At 64.2% G+C, this 20988-nt stretch carries 22 protein-coding genes and 1 pseudogene; 8 read left to right on the forward strand and 15 right to left on the reverse strand.

All coding sequences use genetic code 11. The features are described from left to right. Positions 1-101: 101 nt before the first annotated feature. Both C4S70_RS16060 and C4S70_RS16065 read left to right on the forward strand, forming a co-directional pair. Positions 102-806 (forward strand): CoA transferase subunit A, encoded by a 705-nt coding sequence (locus C4S70_RS16060; RefSeq protein ID WP_104009125.1) that lies wholly within the window; start codon positions 102-104, stop codon positions 804-806. Between the two features lie 3 nt (positions 807-809). Then, complete coding sequence (locus C4S70_RS16065) at positions 810-1436, forward strand: 3-oxoacid CoA-transferase subunit B (protein WP_104009126.1); 627 nt, start codon at positions 810-812, stop codon at positions 1434-1436. A 6-nt stretch (positions 1437-1442) separates the two neighbouring features. On the opposite strand, the gene C4S70_RS16070 is transcribed toward C4S70_RS16065, so the two are convergent. Next, positions 1443-2282 (reverse strand): lytic transglycosylase domain-containing protein, encoded by an 840-nt coding sequence (locus tag C4S70_RS16070; protein WP_200822786.1) that lies wholly within the window; start codon positions 2280-2282, stop codon positions 1443-1445. 353 nt (positions 2283-2635) lie between these two features. Here C4S70_RS16070 and C4S70_RS16075 point away from each other — a divergent pair, with 353 nt between their 5' ends. Together C4S70_RS16075 and C4S70_RS16080 are read left to right on the forward strand one after the other, a co-directional pair. Continuing rightward, complete coding sequence (locus C4S70_RS16075) at positions 2636-2854, forward strand: hypothetical protein (RefSeq protein WP_104009127.1); 219 nt, start codon at positions 2636-2638, stop codon at positions 2852-2854. Positions 2855-3136: 282 nt separating this feature from the next. Then, positions 3137-3340 carry a hypothetical protein gene (locus C4S70_RS16080; protein ID WP_104009128.1) on the forward strand — a complete coding sequence of 68 codons (204 nt, stop codon included), beginning with the start codon at positions 3137-3139 and terminating at the stop codon, positions 3338-3340. Between the two features lie 103 nt (positions 3341-3443). Here the strand turns inward: C4S70_RS16080 and C4S70_RS16085 are convergent, their stop codons facing one another. From C4S70_RS16085 to C4S70_RS16110, 6 genes are all read right to left on the reverse strand, one after another. Beyond that, complete coding sequence (locus C4S70_RS16085) at positions 3444-4211, reverse strand: FadR/GntR family transcriptional regulator (protein WP_104009145.1); 768 nt, start codon at positions 4209-4211, stop codon at positions 3444-3446. Between the two features lie 368 nt (positions 4212-4579). Then, complete coding sequence (locus tag C4S70_RS16090) at positions 4580-5602, reverse strand: aspartate-semialdehyde dehydrogenase (protein WP_104009129.1); 1023 nt, start codon at positions 5600-5602, stop codon at positions 4580-4582. Between the two features lie 91 nt (positions 5603-5693). Beyond that, a complete protein-coding gene (locus C4S70_RS16095; RefSeq protein ID WP_104009130.1) occupies positions 5694-6869 on the reverse strand; it encodes an MFS transporter in 1176 nt (391 codons plus the stop codon). Positions 6870-6984: 115 nt separating this feature from the next. Further along, positions 6985-7758, reverse strand: coding sequence for an aldolase/citrate lyase family protein (locus tag C4S70_RS16100; RefSeq protein ID WP_104009131.1), 774 nt, complete (start codon positions 7756-7758; stop codon positions 6985-6987). A gap of 63 nt (positions 7759-7821) precedes the next feature. Further along, a complete protein-coding gene (locus C4S70_RS16105; RefSeq protein WP_104009132.1) occupies positions 7822-9237 on the reverse strand; it encodes a pyridoxal phosphate-dependent decarboxylase family protein in 1416 nt (471 codons plus the stop codon). Between the two features lie 10 nt (positions 9238-9247). Beyond that, entirely contained in the window at positions 9248-9625 is a 378-nt protein-coding gene (locus C4S70_RS16110) for a 5-carboxymethyl-2-hydroxymuconate Delta-isomerase (RefSeq protein WP_104009133.1), read from the reverse strand. A 103-nt stretch (positions 9626-9728) separates the two neighbouring features. Here C4S70_RS16110 and hpaR point away from each other — a divergent pair, with 103 nt between their 5' ends. After that, positions 9729-10166 carry a homoprotocatechuate degradation operon regulator HpaR gene (gene hpaR, locus C4S70_RS16115; RefSeq protein ID WP_104009146.1) on the forward strand — a complete coding sequence of 146 codons (438 nt, stop codon included), beginning with the start codon at positions 9729-9731 and terminating at the stop codon, positions 10164-10166. Positions 10167-10319: 153 nt separating this feature from the next. On the opposite strand, the pseudogene speB reads toward hpaR, so the two are convergent. The 7 genes and pseudogenes from speB to fahA form a co-directional block, all read right to left on the reverse strand. After that, positions 10320-11285 (reverse strand): annotated as a pseudogene (speB, locus tag C4S70_RS16120) (agmatinase). Between the two features lie 67 nt (positions 11286-11352). After that, positions 11353-11994 (reverse strand): maleylacetoacetate isomerase, encoded by a 642-nt coding sequence (gene maiA / locus C4S70_RS16125; RefSeq protein WP_104009134.1) that lies wholly within the window; start codon positions 11992-11994, stop codon positions 11353-11355. Positions 11995-12063: 69 nt separating this feature from the next. Further along, positions 12064-12606 carry a VOC family protein gene (locus C4S70_RS16130; protein ID WP_104009135.1) on the reverse strand — a complete coding sequence of 181 codons (543 nt, stop codon included), beginning with the start codon at positions 12604-12606 and terminating at the stop codon, positions 12064-12066. Positions 12607-12610: 4 nt separating this feature from the next. Further along, complete coding sequence (locus tag C4S70_RS16135; RefSeq protein ID WP_104009136.1) at positions 12611-12811, reverse strand: DUF2783 domain-containing protein; 201 nt, start codon at positions 12809-12811, stop codon at positions 12611-12613. A gap of 5 nt (positions 12812-12816) precedes the next feature. Beyond that, positions 12817-14430 (reverse strand): FAD-dependent oxidoreductase, encoded by a 1614-nt coding sequence (locus C4S70_RS16140; protein WP_104009137.1) that lies wholly within the window; start codon positions 14428-14430, stop codon positions 12817-12819. Between the two features lie 54 nt (positions 14431-14484). Continuing rightward, complete coding sequence (locus C4S70_RS16145) at positions 14485-15435, reverse strand: MBL fold metallo-hydrolase (RefSeq protein ID WP_104009138.1); 951 nt, start codon at positions 15433-15435, stop codon at positions 14485-14487. 85 nt (positions 15436-15520) lie between these two features. After that, positions 15521-16777, reverse strand: coding sequence for a fumarylacetoacetase (fahA, locus tag C4S70_RS16150; protein ID WP_104009139.1), 1257 nt, complete (start codon positions 16775-16777; stop codon positions 15521-15523). 125 nt (positions 16778-16902) lie between these two features. Here fahA and C4S70_RS16155 point away from each other — a divergent pair, with 125 nt between their 5' ends. Next, a complete protein-coding gene (locus C4S70_RS16155) occupies positions 16903-17340 on the forward strand; it encodes a MarR family winged helix-turn-helix transcriptional regulator (protein ID WP_104009140.1) in 438 nt (145 codons plus the stop codon). Between the two features lie 105 nt (positions 17341-17445). Next, positions 17446-18663, forward strand: coding sequence for an adenylate/guanylate cyclase domain-containing protein (locus C4S70_RS16160; protein ID WP_104009147.1), 1218 nt, complete (start codon positions 17446-17448; stop codon positions 18661-18663). Positions 18664-18823: 160 nt separating this feature from the next. Here the strand turns inward: C4S70_RS16160 and C4S70_RS16165 are convergent, their stop codons facing one another. After that, positions 18824-19633 (reverse strand): division plane positioning ATPase MipZ, encoded by an 810-nt coding sequence (locus C4S70_RS16165; RefSeq protein ID WP_104009141.1) that lies wholly within the window; start codon positions 19631-19633, stop codon positions 18824-18826. Positions 19634-20006: 373 nt separating this feature from the next. Here C4S70_RS16165 and ppk2 point away from each other — a divergent pair, with 373 nt between their 5' ends. Next, the gene (ppk2, locus tag C4S70_RS16170; protein ID WP_104009148.1) at positions 20007-20897 is read left to right on the forward strand and encodes a polyphosphate kinase 2; all 891 of its coding nucleotides are present in this window, start codon (positions 20007-20009) and stop codon (positions 20895-20897) included. Positions 20898-20988: the final 91 nt, after the last annotated feature.

A 20988-nucleotide genomic window follows, 5' to 3' on the forward strand; every position in this document is an offset into this window, starting at 1 on the left:
TTTCCGGGGGGTAGGTAGAAATACCTATCCCCCGGCCCGTTTGTTGACTTGCTTCCTGCGCGACGGCAGAAACGCGCCATACCGCGTAAGGGGAGACATCCATGAAGAAAGTGTATTCCAATGCCGCCGAGGCGCTGGACGGGCTGCTGCATGACGGCATGTTCATCGCCGCCGGCGGGTTCGGCCTGTGCGGGATTCCCGAACTGCTGTTGCAGGCGATCAAGGAGTCGGGCGTCAAGGATCTGACCTTTGCCTCGAACAATGCCGGGGTGGACGATTTCGGCATCGGCATCCTGCTGCAGACCCGCCAGGTGAAAAAGATGATCTCGTCCTATGTGGGCGAGAATGCCGAATTCATGCGGCAGTATCTGAGCGGCGAGCTGGAGCTGGAATTCAACCCCCAGGGCACGCTGGCCGAGCGGATGCGGGCCGGCGGCGCGGGGATTCCGGGCTTCTATACCAGAACCGGCGTCGGCACCGTGATCGCCGAGGGCAAGGAGCACAAGGAGTTCGGCGGCGAAACCTATATCATGGAGCGCGGCATCGTCGCGGATCTGTCGATCGTCAAGGCGTGGAAGGCCGACACCACCGGCAACGCGATCTTCCGCAAGACCGCGCGCAACTTCAACGTGCCCGCGGCGACCTGCGGCCGGGTCTGCGTGATGGAGGTCGAAGAGATCGTCGAACCGGGCGAGCTGGACCCCGACCACATCCACCTGCCGGGCATCTATGTCCACCGCCTGATTCAGGGCGAGCACGAGAAACGTATCGAACAGCGCACCGTGCGCCAGCGTGAGGAGGCCTGATCCATGCCTTGGGACCGCAATCAGATGGCCGCGCGGGCGGCCGAGGAACTCGAAGACGGAATGTATGTGAACCTCGGCATCGGCATTCCGACGCTGGTGTCGAACTATATCCCCGAGGACAAGTTCGTCGTGCTCCAGTCCGAAAACGGGATGCTGGGGATGGGGCCGTTCCCCTACGAAGGGGAGGAAGATCCCGATCTCATCAACGCCGGCAAGCAGACAATCACCGAACTGCCCTACACGGCCTATTTCGACAGCGCCACCAGCTTTGCCATGATCCGCGGCGGCAAGATCGCGATGGCGATCCTGGGCGCGATGGAAGTGAGCGAAAAGGGCGATCTGGCCAACTGGATGATCCCCGGCAAGCTGGTCAAGGGCATGGGCGGCGCGATGGACCTGGTGGCCGGCGTGGGCCGCGTGGTGGTGGTGATGGATCACACCAACAAGCACGGCGAATCCAAGGTGCTGCGCGAATGCACCCTGCCGCTGACCGGCAAGGGCGTGGTGGACCGGATCATCACCAATCTTGGCGTGCTGGACGTCACCCACAAGGGGCTGCACATCGTCGAACTGGCCCCCGGCGTGACCCGCGAGGAGATGATCGCGGCCACCGAGGCCACGATCGTCTGACCGGACCTATCGGTCCATCGAAACGAAAACGCAGCCGTCCGAGATCAGCTCGGGCGGCGTCACGCACAAGTTCCGCGCCATCCGGTAGGCGGCCAGCACCTTGGGGACATAGTCGCGGGTTTCAGCATAGGGCGGCACGCCGCCATGCTTTCTGACCGCCCCTTCCCCGGCATTGTATCCGGCCAGCGCCAGAATCGGGTCGCCGCCGAATTCCCCGAGCAACCAGTCGAGATATTTGACTCCGCCGGCGATGTTCTGTTCGGGCTTCCGGCTGTCGGCAACTCCGAAGCGGTCCGCCGTGTCGGGCATGAGCTGCATCAGCCCTTCGGCGCCCGCGCGGCTGACCGCATCCGCCCGCCCCGACGATTCAACCGCGATCACGGCCAGCGCGAGCGCCGGCGACACGCGCGTTCCCACCGTTTCCCTCATGATCGCCGGGCCGCGGCTGTGGACGATCTCCATCAGGGTTTCCAGCGACGGCGTGACCACCGAGCCTTCGGCCGACAGCGCGGCCAGAGCCGCGTCCAGCCGCTCGGTCCCCGGGTGATCCGCCCCCGGCGGGACATGCGCCCAGAACCACGCATAGCGGCCCGCAGAGGCCGGCGGACTGTCGGGGACGCCCTCGCTAGTGGCCTTGTCATCGGCTTTTGCGGTCGGTCCGGGCCTGTCGGACACCCAGGTTTCATCACCGGGCCGGATCTGGACCGTGATGCGCCGTTGCGCTCCCGGCGGCGGCGGCGTGACGCGCTTGGCCCCCGGCGAGGGAATCGCCGGCTCGGACCAGGCCGGGGCCGCCAGAAGACTCGCGCAGAGCGCAAGAGCCAGCCTCGATCGGAACCGATACATCCACCTGCCTCGTGTCGTTTTGCGCCAGTTTCCCGCACCCGATCCCATTTCGCCAGCGGGGCGGGGTCAAAAATCTGACGGTTTTGCCAAATTTGGCACGACAATAGCCGCGCCGCCCCCCCGCAAACCAAGGGCTCCCCAATTTTTTTCCTTTTACTAACAATCGATTAACCAAAACCTCAAGGAAAGTTAAAATTTGACGTCAGATTCCCCGTTTCCGTCCCAATCCTGCCACGGAGCTGGGGCCATATACACCCATACCACGGCGGACACGAGGTCGAAGAGAGAGCGGCCGGACCGGAAGCCGGGGTGAGAGAGAAACCTAATCCAGTGATCCTTTGGAGGGACCAGATATGCTGAAGTTCATCAACAAATTCCGCAAGGACGAAAACGGCGCCGTGACTGTTGACTGGGTCGTGCTGACCGCCGCCGTCGTGGCCCTTGCCGCCGCCGCCTACAACACGATCAGCTCGGGCACGACCGAAGTCGCCACCAACACCAAGACCGCCATTCAGTCGGCGGACGGTGGTGAGAGCTTCACCCCGGCCACGAACAGCAGCAGCAGCCAATGAACGGCATAGAGACCTGAGCCACCGAAAAGCACTGAAGAAGCCCGCATCCATGGCGTGATGCGGGCTTCTTGTATTGCCACGCCTCGAAATCGGTTCTCAATCCCATAGCAGGCATCCATCTAAACAGAACGAAAAATTCCCCGTTTCCGTCCAAATCCTGCCACGGAGCTGGGGCCATATACACCCATACCACGGCGAACACGAGGTCGAAGAGAGAGCGGCCGGACCGGAAGCCGGGGTGAGAGAGAAACCGAATCCAGTGATCCTTTGGAGGGACCAGATATGCTGAAGTTCATCAACAAATTCCGCAAGGACGAAAACGGCGCCGTGACTGTTGACTGGGTCGTGCTGACCGCCGCCGTCGTGGCCCTTGCCGCCGCCGCCTACAACACGATCAGCTCGGGCACGACCGAAGTCGCCAACAACACCAAGACCGCCATTCAGTCGGCGGACGGTGGTCAGAACTTCTCCCCGGCCGGGAACTAACACAGGCGAAAAACTGAAGCGCACCGCTTCACGATCTGGATCATTAGCCGCGCCTTCACGGGTGCGGCTAATTTTTTCGACTTAGATTTTCGCCAATTATTCTTCACCGATTGCGCTCGTGCTCGAACCGCTGGCGCGCGATCTGTTCGTTATGCTGGGCCTTGCGGTAGTCGCTCAGCGACCGTTCCACATAGTTCAGATGCGCCGTTACCGCGTTGCGCGCGCCTTCCGCGTCGCGGGCCTGCAGGGCATCGTTGATCGCCCGGTGCTGGTCCAGAAGCTCCGACCGCGTGGTGCGCTGCTTGAACATGGTCGCTCGGTTATAGAACACGCCTTCGCGCAGCAGCTGATACATCGACCGCATCATGTGCAGCATGATCACGTTGTGGCTGGCCTCGATGATGGCCAGGTGGAAATCGGCGTCCAGCCGCGCCTCGTCCGCCGGGTTCCGCTTGGCATGCGCCGCCTCCATCTTGCGGAACACCGTGTCGATCACCTTCAGATCGGTGTCCGAGGCCAGACGCGCCGCACGTTCGGCCGCCAGCCCCTCCATGTCGCGGCGAAAGGCGATGTAGTCGAACACCGCCTCGTCATGGGTGGCGAACAGCCGGATCAGCGCCGGGGAAAAGGCGCTGCCCAGGACGTCGGCCACATAGATCCCCGCGCCGGGCCGCGTGGTCAGAAGGCCCCGTTCCTGCAGCTCCGCCACCGCATCCCGCAGCGAGGGGCGCGACACGCCCAGACGCTCGGACAGCTCGCGCTCGGCCGGCAGACGTTCGCCGGGGCGCAGCACGCCGCGCAGGATCAAGAGCTCGATCTGCCTGACGACCGAGGTGGAGAGCTTCTCTGGCTGAACCTTCTGGAACGGCATCCAGGATCCCTGTTTCGAACTGGCCAGAACATATGCGCCGAAAGGGCGCATCACAACCGGTTTGATCCGACGGTTCGCGAACGAAAAGCGGCCCCGGGAGGGCGGGACCGCTTTCCCGAAGACCCCGACCGGGCCTTCGCCGATCCGGGCTGCTTATCATGAGGGACACAAGCAACCGCCCGGAGTTCGCCGGACGCGCCCCCTGCCCGCGAATGGTCGGATCGGGCGCGTCCGGCATATGCCCGCATTAATATGCGACTTCTGGAATACTTCAATGGGCGGCTACCTGCGCCCTTTCGTCCCTCTTGCGGTAATGAAAACGGGCGCCTTGCCGATGGCAGGCGCCCGCTGGACCGGAAGGGGTTGGTTCAGCCCTTTTTCAGCACCCGGTTGCCCAGCACCTCGGCGATCTGCACGGCGTTCAGCGCCGCCCCCTTGCGCAGGTTGTCGCTGACGCACCACAGGTTCAGCCCGTTGTCGATGGTGGAATCCTGCCTGATCCGGCTGATGAAGGTGGCATAGTCGCCCACGCATTCGACCGGCGTGACATATCCGCCATCTTCGCGCTTGTCCACGACCAGGATACCCGGTGCCTCGCGCAAAATGTCGCGGGCCTCGTCCTCGTCCAGATGGTCCTCGAACTCGATGTTGATCGCCTCGGAGTGGCCGACGAAAACCGGCACCCGCACGCAGGTCGCGGTGACCCTGATCGACGGATCCAGGATCTTCTTGGTCTCGGCGACCATCTTCCACTCTTCCTTGGTGGAGCCATCTTCCATGAAGACATCGATATGCGGGATCACGTTGAACGCGATCTGCTTGGTGAACTTCTTGGGCGCGACCTCCTGTCCGGGCACATACATGCCCTTGGTCTGGTCCCACAACTCATCGATCGCCTCTTTCCCGGCGCCCGACACGGATTGATAGGTGCTGACCACAACCCGCTTGATCCGTGCACGGTCATGCAGCGGCTTCAGCGCCACCACCATCTGCGCGGTCGAACAGTTGGGGTTGGCGATGATGTTCTTCTTCGAATAGCCCTCGATCGCGTCGGCGTTCACCTCGGGCACGATCAGCGGCACGTCGGGGTCATAGCGATAGAGCGAGCTGTTGTCGATCACGACACAGCCCGCGGCCGCCGCGACGGGGGCGTATTTCTTCGTCGCCTCGGACCCGATCGCGAACAGCGCCATGTCCCAGCCGGCAAAGTCGAACTGGTCGATATCCTGGGTGTTGAGTGTCTTGTCGCCAAAGCTGACTTCGGTGCCCAGCGATTTTCGGCTCGCCAGGGCAGCGATCTCATCCACGGGAAACTGGCGCTCGGCCAGAATGTTCAGCATTTCGCGGCCCACGTTGCCCGTGGCGCCGGCGACGACGACTCGGTACCCCATCTTTCCTTCTCCAATTCCGGGTCAGAATGTGCCAACCGCGCGGCCGGCTGCGCTTCTCTATAAGGAAAGCAGGGCTCTGGAAAGGCCCAGTTCAGTCCAGCCGGTCGCGGCTGAACAGATAGACCGCCACCCCGGTCGCCAGCGACGCCGCAAAGAAGGCGAAGATCGCGACATAGGGCGCGGGGCCGCCCGCATCCGAAAATGCCGCGTGAACCCGGCCAGAGGCGAACTGCATCACCCCGACACCGCCGATTCCGAACAGATTCAGCAACGTCACGCCGCGTCCCACCAGATGCGGCGGAAAGAACGACCGGCCATGCGCCATGATCACGGGGAAAGAGCCTCCCAGGAACCCGATGGCCGCCATCAGTGCGACCGAAAGCCACATGCTGTCATCGATCGTGAAAACAAGCGCAACCAAGGTCGCGACTCCCGCCATGTTGCCGCCGGCGACCACCCATTTGCGGGTCCGCAGTATCCGATCCAGCGGGCCATAGGCAAAGGTGCCGGCGATCATCGCCGCCCCCATCAGCAACGTCGCCTGCCCGACCTGAGTCGTGCTAAGGCCGAACACGTCCGTCAGATAGGGGCCGATCCAGAGCCCGCGGATCGCGCCCGAGGGAACGTAGTTCACGAACATCATCGCCATGATCGGCCAGACCACGGGCAGCTTCAGCAGGTCGAACAGGGACCCCTTTTCGTTGGCGTGGGTGACGCGCTCGGGGTCCCGAACCGTCACCAGAATCCCGACCGCGACCAGGGCCGACAGCACCGCCAGCCCCGCCAGCGTTCCGCGCCAGCCGAACCACTCCGCGGCCAGCGCCGTGGGGTAGGATGCAATCAGGTTCCCGGCCGACCCCGCCCCCAGCATCAACGCCGCCAGCGTGGCGAACCGCGCCGGGGGAAACTCGCGGGCGAAAATGTAGTAGGACGCCATGAGCACCGGAGAACACCCGACCCCGATCAGCCCCATCGCCAGGCTGACATGGATCGGCGCCGTCGCCACGGCAAACAACGCCGCGCCGCCACCGCCGCCCAGCAACAACAACCACGCCGCCGTTCGCCTCGGCCCCAGATGATCCAGCGCCCAGCCCACCGGCAACTGCATCAGCGCGAAAACCAGGAACCAAAGCCCCGAAGCCGTGGCCAGGTCGTCCGGGCTCGCCCCGATGTCCTGCAAGAGCGGCCCGGCCAGAACGGCCAGAAACGCACGAAAAAACTGGCTCAGCACATAGGCCAGGCACAATACGATCAGTCCCGCGGCCATCTTTCTTTTCTCCCCCGCCCCGCCGCGCGCCACGATGCGGCGGGCACAATTGCTGCTTCTTTCTGGTCTCAAATACCCACTGCGCGCCGCCTCCTCCCCGTGCGGCGCCGATGGATCAGATCTTCGCCTTCCACCTGGCCGACAGCGCCCGCGCCTCGCGCACCAGAAGCAACAGATCCAACCCCACGGCGAGAAACTGCGCGCCCATGTCCAGGTAACCCTGGGTCGCCTCTTCGGTCACGCCCACCACGCCCGGCGCCTTGCCCGCCGCGCGGATGCGCCGGATGGCATCGGCGATCGTCGCCTGCACTTCGGGCGCGGCCGAATTGCCCTTGAAGCCCATGTCGGTGCTCAGATCCGCAGGCCCGATGAACACGCCGTCCACCCCTTCGACCTCCAGGATCTCGTCCAGCGCCGCCATGCCCGCCCGGTTTTCCACCTGCACCAGCAGGCAGATCTGCTCGTCCGCCGTGGCAATGTAATCGGGGATCGACGAAAACCGCGTCGCCCGCGATGCCGCCCCGCCCACGCCGCGCGTGCCTTCGGGCGGATAGCGGCAGGCCCGCGCCAGTTCGCGGGCCTGTTCGGCGGTCTCGACCATCGGCACCAGAACCGTCTGTGCGCCCGCGTCCAGAACCATCTTGATGATCCATGTCTCGCCGATCGGAACCCGAACCACCGGGTGCGAGGGACTCGCCGCCAGAGCCATCAGCTGATCGCGAATCGACCGGATGTCGTTCGGCGCGTGCTCCCCGTCGATCACCAGCCAGTCGAAGCCCGCGGTTCCCATCGCCTCGGCCGCCGCGGCCTCGGCAAAGCTCAGCCAGCAGCCGATCAACGTCTTTCCCTCGGCCAGCGCCTGCTTGAAGGTATTTACCGGTGCGGGCATAGGTATCTCCTCCTCGATTTTCGCGCGACGGTAGCCAGCGCCGCGCCCGAATGTCCAGCCGGATCAGGGGCGAAGCCCCGCCGCGATCTCGGCGATCACGTCGCCGGCCATCATCACGTCGGCCTCGGTCGTGTCGAACTGGCCGACCTGAAATCGGATCGCCAGCTTGCCATCCACCCGCGTCTGGGTCAGGTAGATCCGGCCGTCGTCATTGATCGCGTTGACCAGCGCCAGATTTAGCGCATCCGGATCTCCTGCCCCTTCGGGCGCAAAACGGAAAGTCCAGAGCGACCACATCGGCGGCGTGACGATCTGAAACCCCGGCATGGCCGCCACCCGGTCGTGCAGCGCCCGCGACCATGCGACATGGTTGCGGATCCGCGCGCGCAGCCCCTCCAGCCCATAGGCGCGGATCAGGAACCAGATCTTCAGCGCCCGGAACCGCCGGCCCAGCGGAATCGACCACTCGGAATAGTTGACGATCCCCTCGGCCCCATGGGTTTTCAGATATTCCGGGCTGATCGCCAGCGTGCGCACCAGCTCATCCGGGTTGCGCAGGAAATGCGCGGAACAGTCGAACTGCACCCCCAGCCACTTGTGCGGATTGAGGACAACGGAATCCGCCTGCTCCACCCCGGCCCAGAGATCGCGGAATTCGGGGCAGATCATCGCCGACCCCGCCCAGGCCGCGTCCACATGGGTATAGAGCCCGTGACGTTCGGCAAGCTCCATCACCTGCGCGACCGGATCGGTCGCCCCGGTGCCGGTTCCGCCGACGCACAGGATCACCCCCACAGGCACCATCCCGGCGGCCTTGTCGGCGCGAATCGCGGCATCCAGCGCCGCCGGGTCCATGCCCCGGTTTTCCCCCCTGATCGGAATGCGCACGAGGTTCTCCTGCCCGATGCCGGAAATCCAGATCGCCCGGTCGATCGAGGTATGCACCTCGGAGGAGGCATAAACCCTGAGCGGCGCCTTGCCGGCCAGTCCCTCGGCGTTGCCGTTCCAGCCGAGGGCGCGTTCGCGCATGGTCAGCACCGCCGCCAGCGTCGCGGTCGAGGCGCTGTCCTGAATGACGCCCGCGAACCCGTCCGGCAGCCCCACCGCCTGCCGCAGCCAGTCCATCATCCGGGTTTCCATCTCGGTCGCGGCGGGGGAAGTCTGCCACAGCATGCATTGCGGCGCGATGGCCGAGACCAGGAATTCGGCCAGCACCGAGGGCGGCGCCGCGTTCGACGGGAAATAGGCGAAGAACCGGGGATGCTGCCAGTGGGTGATCCCCGGCATGACGATGCGTTCGAAATCGGCAAAGACGTCAATCAGATCCTGCGGTTCTTCGGGCGGCGTCTCGGGCAAGGCGTTCAGGATCTCGCCCGGTCTGGTCTGCGCCCGCACCGGGCGCTCGGCCACCGTCAGGTGATAATCCTGGGCCCAGTCGGCCACGCGGCGGCCCCATTGGCCGAACTCCTGCCAGTCCATGAATGCCCTCCTAGAGATGGTCGCGGATCGTGCCGCATTTCGGTGAAAGCTCGGGGTCGATGTCGCGCATCTCGAAGGACAGCGCCACCGGATGCGCGGCCATGACCGGCGCGAGATGATCGCGCGCGGCCGCGAAGATATGCGCCGTCGCGGCCTTGCGCGCCTCCAGCGTCCGACCACCCCGCAGGCGCACCGAGATGTCGATATAGCCGTGCCGTGGGTCGCCATCGGCGATGGAGACATGATCGGCGCGCACCGCGCGCACACGCACCCCCGCCATCGGCAGGATCCCCGTCTCGATGGCCGCCCGCCGCAGCACGTCGCAGAACGCGGCCATGTCCACAAGGTTCTCCATGTTCGGGGAATAGTCCACCATCACATGCGGCATCGGTCCACTCCGGAAATTTCCGTTAACAGGTTTAGTATTTTCCGCGCCACTGTCAACCATGCGCGCGCTTTGCATCCGGGCGCGGGCAGGCTATCACATGGCCATGACACGTCCGTTTCCGTCGACAGAACGTTCCCTGCCCATCGCCCTTTTGCGCGCGCGTGAACGGGTCATGGGCCCGATCCGCGGCATGCTGTCCAAGGCCGGCATTACTGAACAGCAGTGGCGAGTCCTGCGGGTTCTGGAAGAAGAAGGCCCGCTGGACCCCACCCGCATTGCCGAACTGGCCTGCCTGCTGTTGCCCAGCCTGACCCGGATCCTGCAGAAACTGGACGACAAGGGCCTGATTCACCGCCGCCCGGACCCCGAGGACCGGCGGAAGCAGATCGTGCAGATTTCGCCCGCGGGCAGAGAGTTGATCACGGCGAATCTGCCGACCGCCATCAAGTTGAATGACCGCGTGCGCGAACAGCTTGGACCCGAGAAATATGAAACTCTTCTGGATCTGCTGAACGACCTGCACCGCCTGCCGCAGGAGTGACCGTGTTCAGGCGATTGCGGGGGGGCCGTCGCACCGGAAGCGCGCAATTGAAGATGTGGCGAGGGGCTCCGCCCCTCGCGCTCCCCGGAGTATTTGGAGCAAGATGAAGAGGATGGGGGGGGGTTGTGTCGGCGCCGAAGTGGTGGCGCCGGATCACGTCCGGGCCTGGCGGTGATGCATGATCCGCCCGATCGCGTTCAACAGGAACTGGGCGGCCAGAATCGACGTGCACCCGGCGGGATCGTAGTCGGGGGCCACTTCGACCAGATCCAGGCCCACGACAGTGCCGCGCCGGGCCAGGCCGTCGACGAATTCCAGCATTTCGTAATACAGAAAGCCTCCGTGGCTGGGCGTGCCGGTGCCCGGCGCGATCGAGGGGTCGAAACCGTCGATGTCGATGGTGAGGTAATAGTCCTTGCCGGCCGGAATTCTTTCCAGCAGCGCAGGGATTCCCATCTGGCGGACATGGCGCACCGACAGGATGTCGGAACCCATGGCGCGGGCATCGGCATAGCCTTCGCGAGCGGTCGAGGAGACGTTGCGGATGCCGATCTGGGTGAGACCCGTGACATAGGGCTTTTCCGCCGCGCGGCGCATCGGGTTGCCGTGGCCGAAGCGGACCCCGTGGCGTTCATCGACGAAATCGAGATGGGCGTCGATCTGGACGAGGTGGATCTCTCCGTGATCGTCAAAGGCGTTGATGCAGGGAATGTTGACCGAATGATCGCCCCCCAGAACCACGGGCAGCGCCCCCGCCGCGCGGATCTTGCGCACGCCGGCCTCGATATTGGCGTGGCTTTGCAGCGTGTCCGTATGCACGATGTCGGCGTCGCCGATGTCCACGATCCGCACATTGGCCGGGTCGAGATAGGTCACGTCGTCCTCGAAGTCGTAGGCCCCGGCATGGCCGAAGGAGAAGAGCGTGGACGCCTCGCGTATGCCGCGCGGGCCCATGCGGGCGCCGGCGCGCCATTGCGTGCCTGCGTCGAAGGGCGCGCCCATCACCGCCACGTCGGCGTCGATCGCATCCTAGTTCTCGACATATGGATACTTGCCGAAGGTGCAGATGCCGACGAAGGGCAGGTTCAGCCGCCCGTTTTCGTAACCATGTCCAGACAATGGAACCTCCCTGATCCGTTCTGCGCGATCATGGGCGGACGGGGCCGGCCTGTCACGTCCGAATGCGTCAGCCGGCCGGCCTGACGGCGTCGGGATGCGCGGAGGCAAAGGCCGGGTGGTCGGAGGCGGCGGCCTCGACCGACAGGACCCGCGGCATGTCCGAGATGTCCACGCCCCAGCGGCGGGCATTGTAGAGCTGCGGCAGAAGGCAGATGTCGGCCAGGCCGGGGCGCGTGCCGCAGCACCACGGCGATTGTTCCCAACCCGACAGCATGTCCTCGAAGGCCAGAAGGCCGGGGCGGATGAAGCGGCGCATCCAGTCCTCGCGCACGCCGTCGCGGCCGCCCGTGATCTCGACGGCGTAGGAGACGACCTGAAGGTTGCAGACCGGGTGGATGTCCACCGCGATCGCATGCGCCAGCGCCATCTCGCGGGCGCGCTCGGCCGGTTCTTCGGGCAGCAGACCCATCGCGCGGGTGGTGTCGAGATAATCCAGGATCGCCAGCGACTGCGTGAACCGCTGGCCGTCGATTTTCAGAACCGGCACCAGCCCCTGCGGATTGCGGGCCAGGTGTTCGGGCGTCTTGTGTTCGCCCCGGACCAGATCGACCGGGACGGCGCGGTAGGCGATGCCCGCTAGGTTCAGCGCGATGCGCACGCGATAGCTGGCCGAAGAGCGCCAGTAGTCATACAGAACGGTTCCCGTCATGGCCTTCCCTCCCCCTCTATGGCGACAGCCGACACGCGGGCCGACTGTCAGTGGCGCGGGTCGCGCCGGTCAGTCCTGCGACAGTTCCTTCTGGTGCAGCCAGGCGGCGTGCTTGGGCGCGCGCTTGGTCTGCGACCATTCCTCGAGCATCGCCTCCTTGACCTCGGCGGCCTTGGCAGCCAGCGGCGCGGCCTCGGGGTCGTCATAGGCCAGTTCGATCCGGTGCCCGTTCGGGTCGAAGAAATAGATCGAATGGAACAGCGTGTGGTCGGTCGGCCCCAGCACCTCGACCCCGTTCTCCTCAAGATGCTTCTTGTAGGCCATCAGTTCGTCGCGGTCGGCCACCTTGAAGGCAATGTGCTGCACCCAGGCGGGAGTGTTCTCGTCCCGGCCCATTTCGGGCTTGGTCGGCAGTTCGAAGAAGGCCAGAACGTTGCCGTTGCCGGCATCGAGGAAGATGTGCATGTAGGGATCTTCCTCGTGGGTGGACGGCACGCGGTCCTCGGCAAAGGCCAGCGTATAGTCCATGTTCAGCATCTTCTTGTACCACTCGACGGTTTCCTTCGCGTCCTTGCAGCGATAGGCGACGTGGTGAATCTGTTGGATCTTCATGGGGTCAGTCCTCCTTTTTCAGGGCGGCGGCGGCCAGTGCCTGACGTAGCACGTGGCGGTCGCCGATATGGTTGGCCAGCACGAGCACGAGGCGCGCGTTCAGCGCATCGCTTTCGACCTTCTCGAGCCCCTCGTGGGCGGCCAGAAGTTCGGCATAAAAGCCGTCGGGGTCGTCGATATTGGGTTGCAGGTTCAGTTCGGCCATGGGTCCTACTCCTTGCCGGTCGCGCGGCGGATCGCGGCGCGGAAAATGTTCTCGTCAAAGCTCGGGCGGCGGGCGGCGACGTGCTGGTCGGGCCGGATCAGATAGACGGCCGACTCCGCATCGCCCAGGTATCGCTCCTTCAGTGCCAGCGTCGGATCATCCTTGACCGACAGCGCCAACCGGGTCACCTCGATCCCGTCTTCCTCGATCACGTCGGGAGCGTCGGCGTCGATGGTCAGCAGGGTGAACCTGCCGCCCAGTTTCGGCAGCAGGAACTCGTCGCCCAGCGGCGCGTCGGGACAGGGAGAGCCGGGCCGCGTGCGCGCCGGTCCGCCCAAAAGCGCATCCGCCGAGTTGAGCGGCGAGCCGTCATAGGTGCAGGGCACCGACAGCCGGCCCGAGTTCACCATCGGACGGGCGAACTCGAAATGCTCCGACAGATCCAGCACCGCGTCGCGGAAGATCCGGCTGATTTCGGATTTCGGCGTGATGAAGTCGGTGGAGCGGGTCGAGTTCAGGATGTTCTCGTCCGCGCCGTGGATGCGTTCGAAGTCGTAGCTGTCCAGCAGGCTTTCGGGCGCCTTGCCGTCCATCACCAGCTTGAGCTTCCAGCACAGGTTGTCGGTGTCCTGAAGCCCGCTGTTGGCGCCGCGGGCGCCGAAGGGCGAAACCTGGTGCGCCGCGTCGCCCGCAAAGATCACCCGGCCGTGGCGGAACTTTTCCATGCGGCGGCACTGGAAGGTGTAGATGCTGATCCATTCCAGCTCGAACTCCACGTCCTCGCCCAGCATCGCCTTGAGGCGCGGGATCACGTTCTCGGGGCGCTTTTCGCGTTCCTTGTCGATGTCCCAGCCCAGCTGCAGGTCGATCCGCCACACGTTGTCGGGCTGCTTGTGCAGCAGCGCCGACTGGCCCCGGTTGAAGGGCGGGTCGAACCAGAACCAGCGCTCGGTGGGGAAATCCGCCTCCATGATGATGTCCGAAATCAGGAAGTTGTCTTCGAAAACGCGGCCCACGAAATCGAGCCCCATCATAGACCGGATCGAGGAATTGGCGCCGTCGCAGGCGATCAGCCAGTCGGCGGTCAGGTTGTAGGGGCCTTCGGGCGTGTCCACCTCGATCGCCACATGGTCGCCGTGATCGGCCACCGCGGCGACCTTGTTGCGGCCGCGGATCTCGATCGGCGCGCCCTCCTTCTGGAGCTCGCGGATGCGATCGACCATGTATTCTTCGAAATAGTATTGCTGCAGGTTGATGAAGGCGGGGAACTGGTGGCCCTCTTCGGGCAGCAGGTTGAATTCATAGACCAGGCGGTCGTCGAAGAACACCTTGCCGACGTTCCATTCCACGCCCTTTTCCACCATCCGCTTGCCGCAGCCCAGACGGTCGAGGATTTCCAGCGGCCGCTTGGCGTAGCAGACAGCGCGGCTGCCGAAGCTGACCTTGTCGTTGTCGTCGAGGATCAGCACCTCGATGCCCTGCTGGGCCAGGTCGATCCCGGCCGCCAGCCCGATCGGGCCGGCACCGACCACCACGACCTTGTGGCGAACCGGCGCGGGCGCGTCCTGATCGGCGCTGCGCGCGTAGGGGTATAGCGGGATTTCGAAGATCTTTTTCATGGTCTCCTCCGGTTGGGTCGGCGGGTGCGCGCGTTCACCCGCCGGGGTAACGGTTCAACCCTGCAGTTGCTCCCACATCTCCAGATCGCGCTGGGCGGTCCAGATGCGGGGGGTGTCCACGCCGCGAGCCTCGTCATAGGCGCGGCTGACGTTGAAGGGCAGGCAATGTTCGTAGATCGCGTAGTCGCTGAATTTCGGATCGCATTCGGCGCGGGCCGCGTCCCATGCTTCCTTGAGGCTGCCGCCACGGGCGGCGATGCGGGCCACCGGGCGATAGGTGCTTTCGACGAAATCGCGGGTATTTTCGATGGCGGCGTTCACCATCTCCTTGCCCACCAGAGCATCGCCCCGGCCCGGCGCGATGGCGTCCACGTCGAACCATTTGATCGCGTCCAGCGTGTCGCCCCAGTCGCTGAAATGCCCGTCGCCGCAATAGCAGGCCGAATGGTATTCCACGATGTCGCCGGTGAACATCACGTTCTGGTCGGGAACGTGGATCACGATGTCGCCGGCCGTATGCGCCCGGCCAAGATGCATCAGGTCCACGCGGCGGTTGCCCAGATAGACGGTCATCGATTCGCTGAAGGTCGTGGTGGGCCAGGTCAGGCCGGGGATGCTCTCGTGCCCCTCGAAGAGGCGCGGGAAGCGTTGGAATTCGCTTTCCCAGTCCTCCTTGCCGCGTTCCACGACCATGGCGCGGGCGGTGTCGGACATGATGATCTGGCTAGCCCCGAAGGCGCTGGCGCCGAGGACGCGCACGGCGTGGTAATGGGTCAGCGCGACATGGGTGATCGGCTTGTCGGTGACGGTGCGGATGCAGTCGATCACTTTCTGCGCCAGCCGCGGGGTGGCCTGCGCTTCGACCACCATCACGCTGTCGTCGCCGATGATGACGCCCGAGTTGGGGTCGCCTTCGGCGGTGAAGGCATAGAGGCCCTCGCCGATCTCGGTAAAGCTGATCTTCTTTTCGGTCAGGTCGCCCTGGGATGCGAATGCCTTGGCCATGTCGTTCTTCCTTCTGACGGTGCGCCGGCGGCGAGTGCGGGAGCCTCCGGCGGGAGTATTTGGAGCAAGATGAAGAATGCGGGGATCACCTTGCGTAGGGGTCTTCCAGAGCAGGCAACAGCTTGCCCACGCAATCGCCGAAGCCGATCGTGTAGCCGTCGCCGCGCGCCGCGCCCTTCAGTGTCAGCGTGTCGCCGTCCTCGATGAAGCTGCGGGTTTCGCCGGTGTCGAGCCGGATCGGCTCCTTGCCGCCCCAGCTGAGTTCCAGAAGCGAGCCGCGGCTGTCCTTCGTCGGCCCCGAGATCGTGCCCGAGCCCAGCAGGTCGCCCACGTTCATCGGGCAGCCGCAGGTGGTGTGATGCGCCAGCTGCTGGGCCGAGGAATAGTACATTTCCTTGTAATTGGTGCGGGCAATGGTGGTGGCGGGCTTGCCTTCGGGGGCCAGCGTCACCTCGAGTTCGATGTCATAGAGCATCGGGCCGCAATCCTTGAGGTGGTCGAGCAGTTCCACCTCGCGCGGGGGCGTGTCGGTGCGGAAGGGTTCCAGCGCGGCCTTGGTCACGATCCACGGGCTGATGCTGGTCGCCGTCGCCTTGGCCTGGAACGGCCCCAGCGGCTGGTATTCCCAAGCCTGGATGTCGCGCGCCGACCAGTCGTTCAGCAGGACGTAGCCGAAGATGTTGGCGTCAGCCTCCTGAACGGTGATCGGGCCTTCGGAGGCGGTGCCGACGATGGCGCCCATCTCCAGTTCGATGTCGAACCGGGCCGAGGGGGCAAAGCGCGGGCGGTCGTCGTTCGGCCCCTTGAGCTGGCCCCAGGGGCGGCGGATCTCGGTGCCCGAGACCACCACCGAGGAGGCGCGGCCATTGTAGCCGATCGGGATGTGCAGCCAGTTCGGCGGCAGCGCGTTTTCGGGGCCACGGAACATGGTGCCCACGTTGAAGGCGTGGTGCTTGCCGGCATAGAAATCGGTGTATTCCGAGACCACGAAGGGCATATGCAGCGTGGCCTCGGCCTGCGGCACCAGCAGAGGTTCTACCTTCTCCCGCTCGGCCGCGCCGGCAGTCAGAAGCGCGGTGAGGCGTTCGCGCAGCGCCGCCCAGACGGCGGGGCCCTGCTCCATCAGGTCGTTCCAGTAGGGCACGTCGAAGAGCGGCTCGTCCATGAGCCGGATCAGGCCGGACTCTTCGGCCGCGGCCATGTCGAGGATCATGTCGCCGATCGCCACGCCGCAGCGCGGCTCGGTCCCTTTGGTCGAGAAGACGCCGTAGGGCAGGTTGTTCAAGGGAAACGGATGGGCGGGATCGTTCGCGGATGCGACCCAGCTTTTCATGAGCGGCATTTCGGTGTTCCTCCTGGTCCCTCGTCCGGGATGACCGGCGAGAGACTCGGTTGCGCGTTTTCCTGTCGTTGACAGCGTTGGGGTAATAGTTGTTTTTGTAACCAACAATAGGTCAAGGGGCGAAAATGGAGAAAAAAGACGATTTCGATCTGGAAAACTTTCTTCCCTTCCTGCTGAACCAGGCGGCCGAAGAAAGTTCGCTGGCGTTCCAGAAAGTCTACAAGAGCCGCTATGGCCTGCTGCGCACCGACTGGCGGGTGCTGTTTCATCTGGGCATCTACGGGCGGATGACGGCCAAGGAGATCGGCCAGCGATCGAAGATACACAAGACCAAGATCAGCCGGGCGGTGCAGCGGCTGGCCGAGCGGCGCTATCTGACCCGGACGCGGGACGAAAACGACCGGAGGTCGGAACATCTGGAACTGACACCGGCGGGCGAAGCGGTGTATCGTGACCTGCGCGGCATTGCCGAAGACTATGACGCGCGGCTGACCGCGCAGTTCACGCGGGGAGAAAACGCGCTGTTGCGGGTGATGCTGCGGCGGCTGGCCGGGATGGGCTGAGCGCGCGCCAGCGCCGGGAAAAGCAGCGGGAAATTCCCCGCCAGGGCTCTGGCAATTTCCGACCCGCGCCCACAGATGGGACGTTCCACGAGGACGATGAAGAAAATGAAATACAGCGAGGCCGGCAAGCCCCTTAACGACTGGCTGGTGCAGCAGGGCATGGAGGGCGCGACCCAGCAGGAACTGCTGGCGGGCTATTGCGACCGGCTGGTAGAACTGGGAGTGCCTCTGATGCGGCTGCATGTGGCGCAAAGCGCGTTTCACCCGAAATATGGCGGCATCGGGCTGGAGTGGCACCGAAAGGCCGGCATGACCCGCGAAACCTATTCCTATTCCGAAGAGCCGCCCGAGCAATGGGTGCGCAGCCCGTTCTACTACATGATCGAACAAGGGCAGCCCTATCTGCACGCGCAGCTGGACGGCCGTTTCGCCAACCGCTTTCCGATCTTCGCGGATCTGCGCGCCGAAGGGGGGACGGATTACCTGGCGATGGCGTCGATTCTCACGCGGCACGATCCCAAAGCGCCGCTTGACCCGAACAACCTGCCGGAGGGGCTGATCGCATCATGGGTGACCGACGCGCCCGAGGGCTTCGGCCCCGAGCATGTCGGCATCATCCGGGGGGCGCACCCCTATCTCGCACTGGCAATGAAATCGGCGTCGAACCGGCTGATGGCGCAGCAACTGCTGCGGGTCTATCTGGGCCGGGACGCGGGCCAGCGCGTGCTGAGGGGCGAGTTGCAGCGCGGATCGCTGCGTGAAATCAACGCGGTAATGTTGTTTTTCGACCTGGCCGGCTTTACCGAGATGGCCGAGCGGATCCCCGGCAGCTATCTGATCCGGATGGTGAATGACTACTTTGAAATCACCGTGGGCGAAATCCAGCAGAACGGCGGGCATATCCTGAAATTCATGGGCGATGGCCTTCTGGCCATGTTCGGCCATGATGACATGACGGAAGCGGCCGATGCCGCGCTGGACACGGTTGCCAAGCTTCGCGCCGACATCGACCGGCACAACGAAGAACGCGAACGCGGCGGACTGCCCGCGACCGAGGCCAGCTTTGCCCTTCATGCGGGAGAGATCCTCTACGGCAATATCGGCGCGGAAAACAGGCTGGATTTTACCGCGATCGGCCCCGCCGTGAACCTGACCGCGCGTCTTTCCGGCATGCGACGGCCGCTGGGGCAGAACGTCATCCTGTCCGAAAAGGTGAAGCGACTGGCGACGCCGGGGCGACACGACCTGGTGTCGCTCGGCCGCTACATGCTGCGCGGCGTGGCCGAACCGCACGAGCTGTTCACGATCTACCAACCGGTTTGAACGCGCCGGATTCCGGCAAAGGCGAGTATGGGCCACCGTGTCGTTCGGTCGCACCACCGGGGGCTTTGCCCCGTCGCCATTGTCGCTCGGACCAATGGCGCTTCAATGGCGGCCCCCAGAGTATTTGCTGCAAGATGAAGGGGCGGAGCGGGACTCGACCCTAGAACGCTACCTCGACACCGGGCAGGTGCAGTTCTTTCATCATGTCACGCAATTCCTGGCGTGCGGCGACATTCGAGATATTGAGCTGCTTCACCCCGATATCCTTGAGATCCAGCAGCGTCAGGCCGCGCGGAAAGAGTTCGCGGAAGATGACCCGTTCGCTGAACCCCGGCGCGACGCGAAAGCCGATCCGTTCCGACAGAAGACGCACCGCGCGCTGCATCTTTTCCTTGTTCACCATCCGCTGGGTACCGACCCGGTTGCGGATCACCACCCAGTCGATCGGCTTCAGCCCCGCCTGCGCCCTGAGCTGGCGCGCGTTCCAGACCATTTCGGAATAGACCGAGGGGCCGAGGATCCGTTCGGCGCCGGGATCGATCCGCGCCAGCAGATCGAAATCGACGAAACTGTCGTTGAGCGGCGTGATCAGGGTATCGGCCAACGAATGGGCCACCTGGCTGAGGCGTGTGTGCGAGCCGGGGCAATCGATCAGAATGAAGTCACTGTCTGGCTCCAGCCGGGCCACGGCCGCGGACAGGCGGTGGTCATAGACGTTCTCGCCCGGCTTCAGCGCCGAAGGGTCGATCTCCGGCAAGTCATGGCAGACCGGGCTGGGCAGGTCGATCCCGGTCTGGCGCATGTAGTCGGCCCGATTCTCCGCGTAACGGGCCAGCGAGCGCTGGCGCAGGTCCAGGTCCAGCGTGTTGACCTTGTGCCCCATCCGCGCGAGCGCGGTGGCCACGTGCATCGAGACAGTGGACTTGCCCGCCCCGCCCTTTTCGTTCCCAACAACGATGATATGCGCCATGGCCTGCCTGTCGCTCTGCCTGTTTTCGTCAAAGTGATGTTGCCCCCTACTATATGTTGTGGAATACTGGATGGGAAGCGCTCAAACGGCGGTGTTGCCGACCATGCGGCGGCAGGTTCGGCCCTCTTGCGCCGCTTCGGTTGGCGGACAACTGCGTCCACGGCATCCGGTTGCCGGAAATCCCGGAGCAGGCATTGACACCGGCCGCCTGGCGCCAACATCAAGCATGGGAACGCCCTTGCAGGATCAAATCAGATTTCAGGAGCAGGTCTTGAACAAGAAGGACAAGAAACACCCCAGGAAGAGCCCGGCGCTCAAGCGCCCCGCCTCCAGCGCCACCGCCGAGAGCGCGCAGCAGGACGACAACCACGTCATGGAGTGGATCGAGGCCGAGCTGCAGGATACGTTCGACGAAACCCTCGAGATAGAGTTTTCGGAACCGATGCTGTCGATGGAGCTGCGCAAGCTCTATCGCGCTCAGCATCCAGATGAACTGGATCGAAAGGTCTATTTCCGCAACCTGCTTCGGCTTCAGGCCGAGCTCATCAAGGTTCAGGACTGGGTCCAGCACACCGGCGCCAAGATCTGCATCTTGTTCGAGGGTCGCGATGCAGCCGGCAAGGGCGGCGTCATCAAGCGTATCACCCAGCGGCTGAACCCGCGCGTGGCGCGCGTGGTCGCCCTGCCCGCCCCCAGCCGGCGCGAGCAGAGCCAGTGGTATTTCCAGCGCTACGTCCCGCACCTGCCCGCCGCGGGTGAAATCGTGCTGTTCGACCGATCCTGGTACAACCGCGCCGGGGTGGAACGGGTAATGGGTTTCGCCACCGAAGAACAGGTCGAGCAGTTCTTTCAGGACGTGCCGGAATTCGAACGCATGCTGGTGAGGTCGGGGATCATCCTGCTGAAATACTGGTTCTCGATCACGGACGAGGAACAGCAGCTGCGTTTCCTCATGCGCATCCATGACCCCATGAAACAATGGAAACTGTCGCCGATGGATCTGGAATCCCGCATCCGCTGGGAGGACTACACCAAGGCCAAGGAGGACATGTTCGAGCGCACCAACATCCCCGAAGCGCCTTGGTATATCGTCGAGGGGAACGACAAGAAGCGCGAACGGCTCAATTGCATGGAACATATCCTGTCGAAGATCCCCTATTACGAGATCCCCCACGAAAAGGTTACCCTGCCCGAGCGCAAGCACGATCCGAACTACGAACGCCGCGTCCTGCCAGACGAGCTCTACGTGCCGAAAATCTACTAGCAACTGTATTTCTCAGGCGGGTTGAGGAGCCCACTTTCGCCTCATTTTGCACAGAGCGTTTGCAATGGTGACGAGTTTGCGGGCAACCGCC

Origin of the sequence: Jhaorihella thermophila (assembly GCF_900108275.1) — a bacterium.
In the GTDB taxonomy this organism is placed as follows: domain Bacteria; phylum Pseudomonadota; class Alphaproteobacteria; order Rhodobacterales; family Rhodobacteraceae; genus Jhaorihella; species Jhaorihella thermophila.

Coding starts and splice junctions, on each gene's coding strand:
- C4S70_RS16060 (WP_104009125.1), top strand. CDS start 102: ATGAAGAAAGTGTATTCCAATGCCGCCGAGGCGCTGGACGGGCTGCTG.
- C4S70_RS16065 (WP_104009126.1), top strand. CDS start 810: ATGCCTTGGGACCGCAATCAGATGGCCGCGCGGGCGGCCGAGGAACTC.
- C4S70_RS16070 (WP_200822786.1), bottom strand. CDS start 2,282: ATGTATCGGTTCCGATCGAGGCTGGCTCTTGCGCTCTGCGCGAGTCTT.
- C4S70_RS16075 (WP_104009127.1), top strand. CDS start 2,636: ATGCTGAAGTTCATCAACAAATTCCGCAAGGACGAAAACGGCGCCGTG.
- C4S70_RS16080 (WP_104009128.1), top strand. CDS start 3,137: ATGCTGAAGTTCATCAACAAATTCCGCAAGGACGAAAACGGCGCCGTG.
- C4S70_RS16085 (WP_104009145.1), bottom strand. CDS start 4,211: ATGCCGTTCCAGAAGGTTCAGCCAGAGAAGCTCTCCACCTCGGTCGTC.
- C4S70_RS16090 (WP_104009129.1), bottom strand. CDS start 5,602: ATGGGGTACCGAGTCGTCGTCGCCGGCGCCACGGGCAACGTGGGCCGC.
- C4S70_RS16095 (WP_104009130.1), bottom strand. CDS start 6,869: ATGGCCGCGGGACTGATCGTATTGTGCCTGGCCTATGTGCTGAGCCAG.
- C4S70_RS16100 (WP_104009131.1), bottom strand. CDS start 7,758: ATGCCCGCACCGGTAAATACCTTCAAGCAGGCGCTGGCCGAGGGAAAG.
- C4S70_RS16105 (WP_104009132.1), bottom strand. CDS start 9,237: ATGGACTGGCAGGAGTTCGGCCAATGGGGCCGCCGCGTGGCCGACTGG.
- C4S70_RS16110 (WP_104009133.1), bottom strand. CDS start 9,625: ATGCCGCATGTGATGGTGGACTATTCCCCGAACATGGAGAACCTTGTG.
- hpaR (WP_104009146.1), top strand. CDS start 9,729: ATGACACGTCCGTTTCCGTCGACAGAACGTTCCCTGCCCATCGCCCTT.
- maiA (WP_104009134.1), bottom strand. CDS start 11,994: ATGACGGGAACCGTTCTGTATGACTACTGGCGCTCTTCGGCCAGCTAT.
- C4S70_RS16130 (WP_104009135.1), bottom strand. CDS start 12,606: ATGAAGATCCAACAGATTCACCACGTCGCCTATCGCTGCAAGGACGCG.
- C4S70_RS16135 (WP_104009136.1), bottom strand. CDS start 12,811: ATGGCCGAACTGAACCTGCAACCCAATATCGACGACCCCGACGGCTTT.
- C4S70_RS16140 (WP_104009137.1), bottom strand. CDS start 14,430: ATGAAAAAGATCTTCGAAATCCCGCTATACCCCTACGCGCGCAGCGCC.
- C4S70_RS16145 (WP_104009138.1), bottom strand. CDS start 15,435: ATGGCCAAGGCATTCGCATCCCAGGGCGACCTGACCGAAAAGAAGATC.
- fahA (WP_104009139.1), bottom strand. CDS start 16,777: ATGCCGCTCATGAAAAGCTGGGTCGCATCCGCGAACGATCCCGCCCAT.
- C4S70_RS16155 (WP_104009140.1), top strand. CDS start 16,903: ATGGAGAAAAAAGACGATTTCGATCTGGAAAACTTTCTTCCCTTCCTG.
- C4S70_RS16160 (WP_104009147.1), top strand. CDS start 17,446: ATGAAATACAGCGAGGCCGGCAAGCCCCTTAACGACTGGCTGGTGCAG.
- C4S70_RS16165 (WP_104009141.1), bottom strand. CDS start 19,633: ATGGCGCATATCATCGTTGTTGGGAACGAAAAGGGCGGGGCGGGCAAG.
- ppk2 (WP_104009148.1), top strand. CDS start 20,007: ATGGAGTGGATCGAGGCCGAGCTGCAGGATACGTTCGACGAAACCCTC.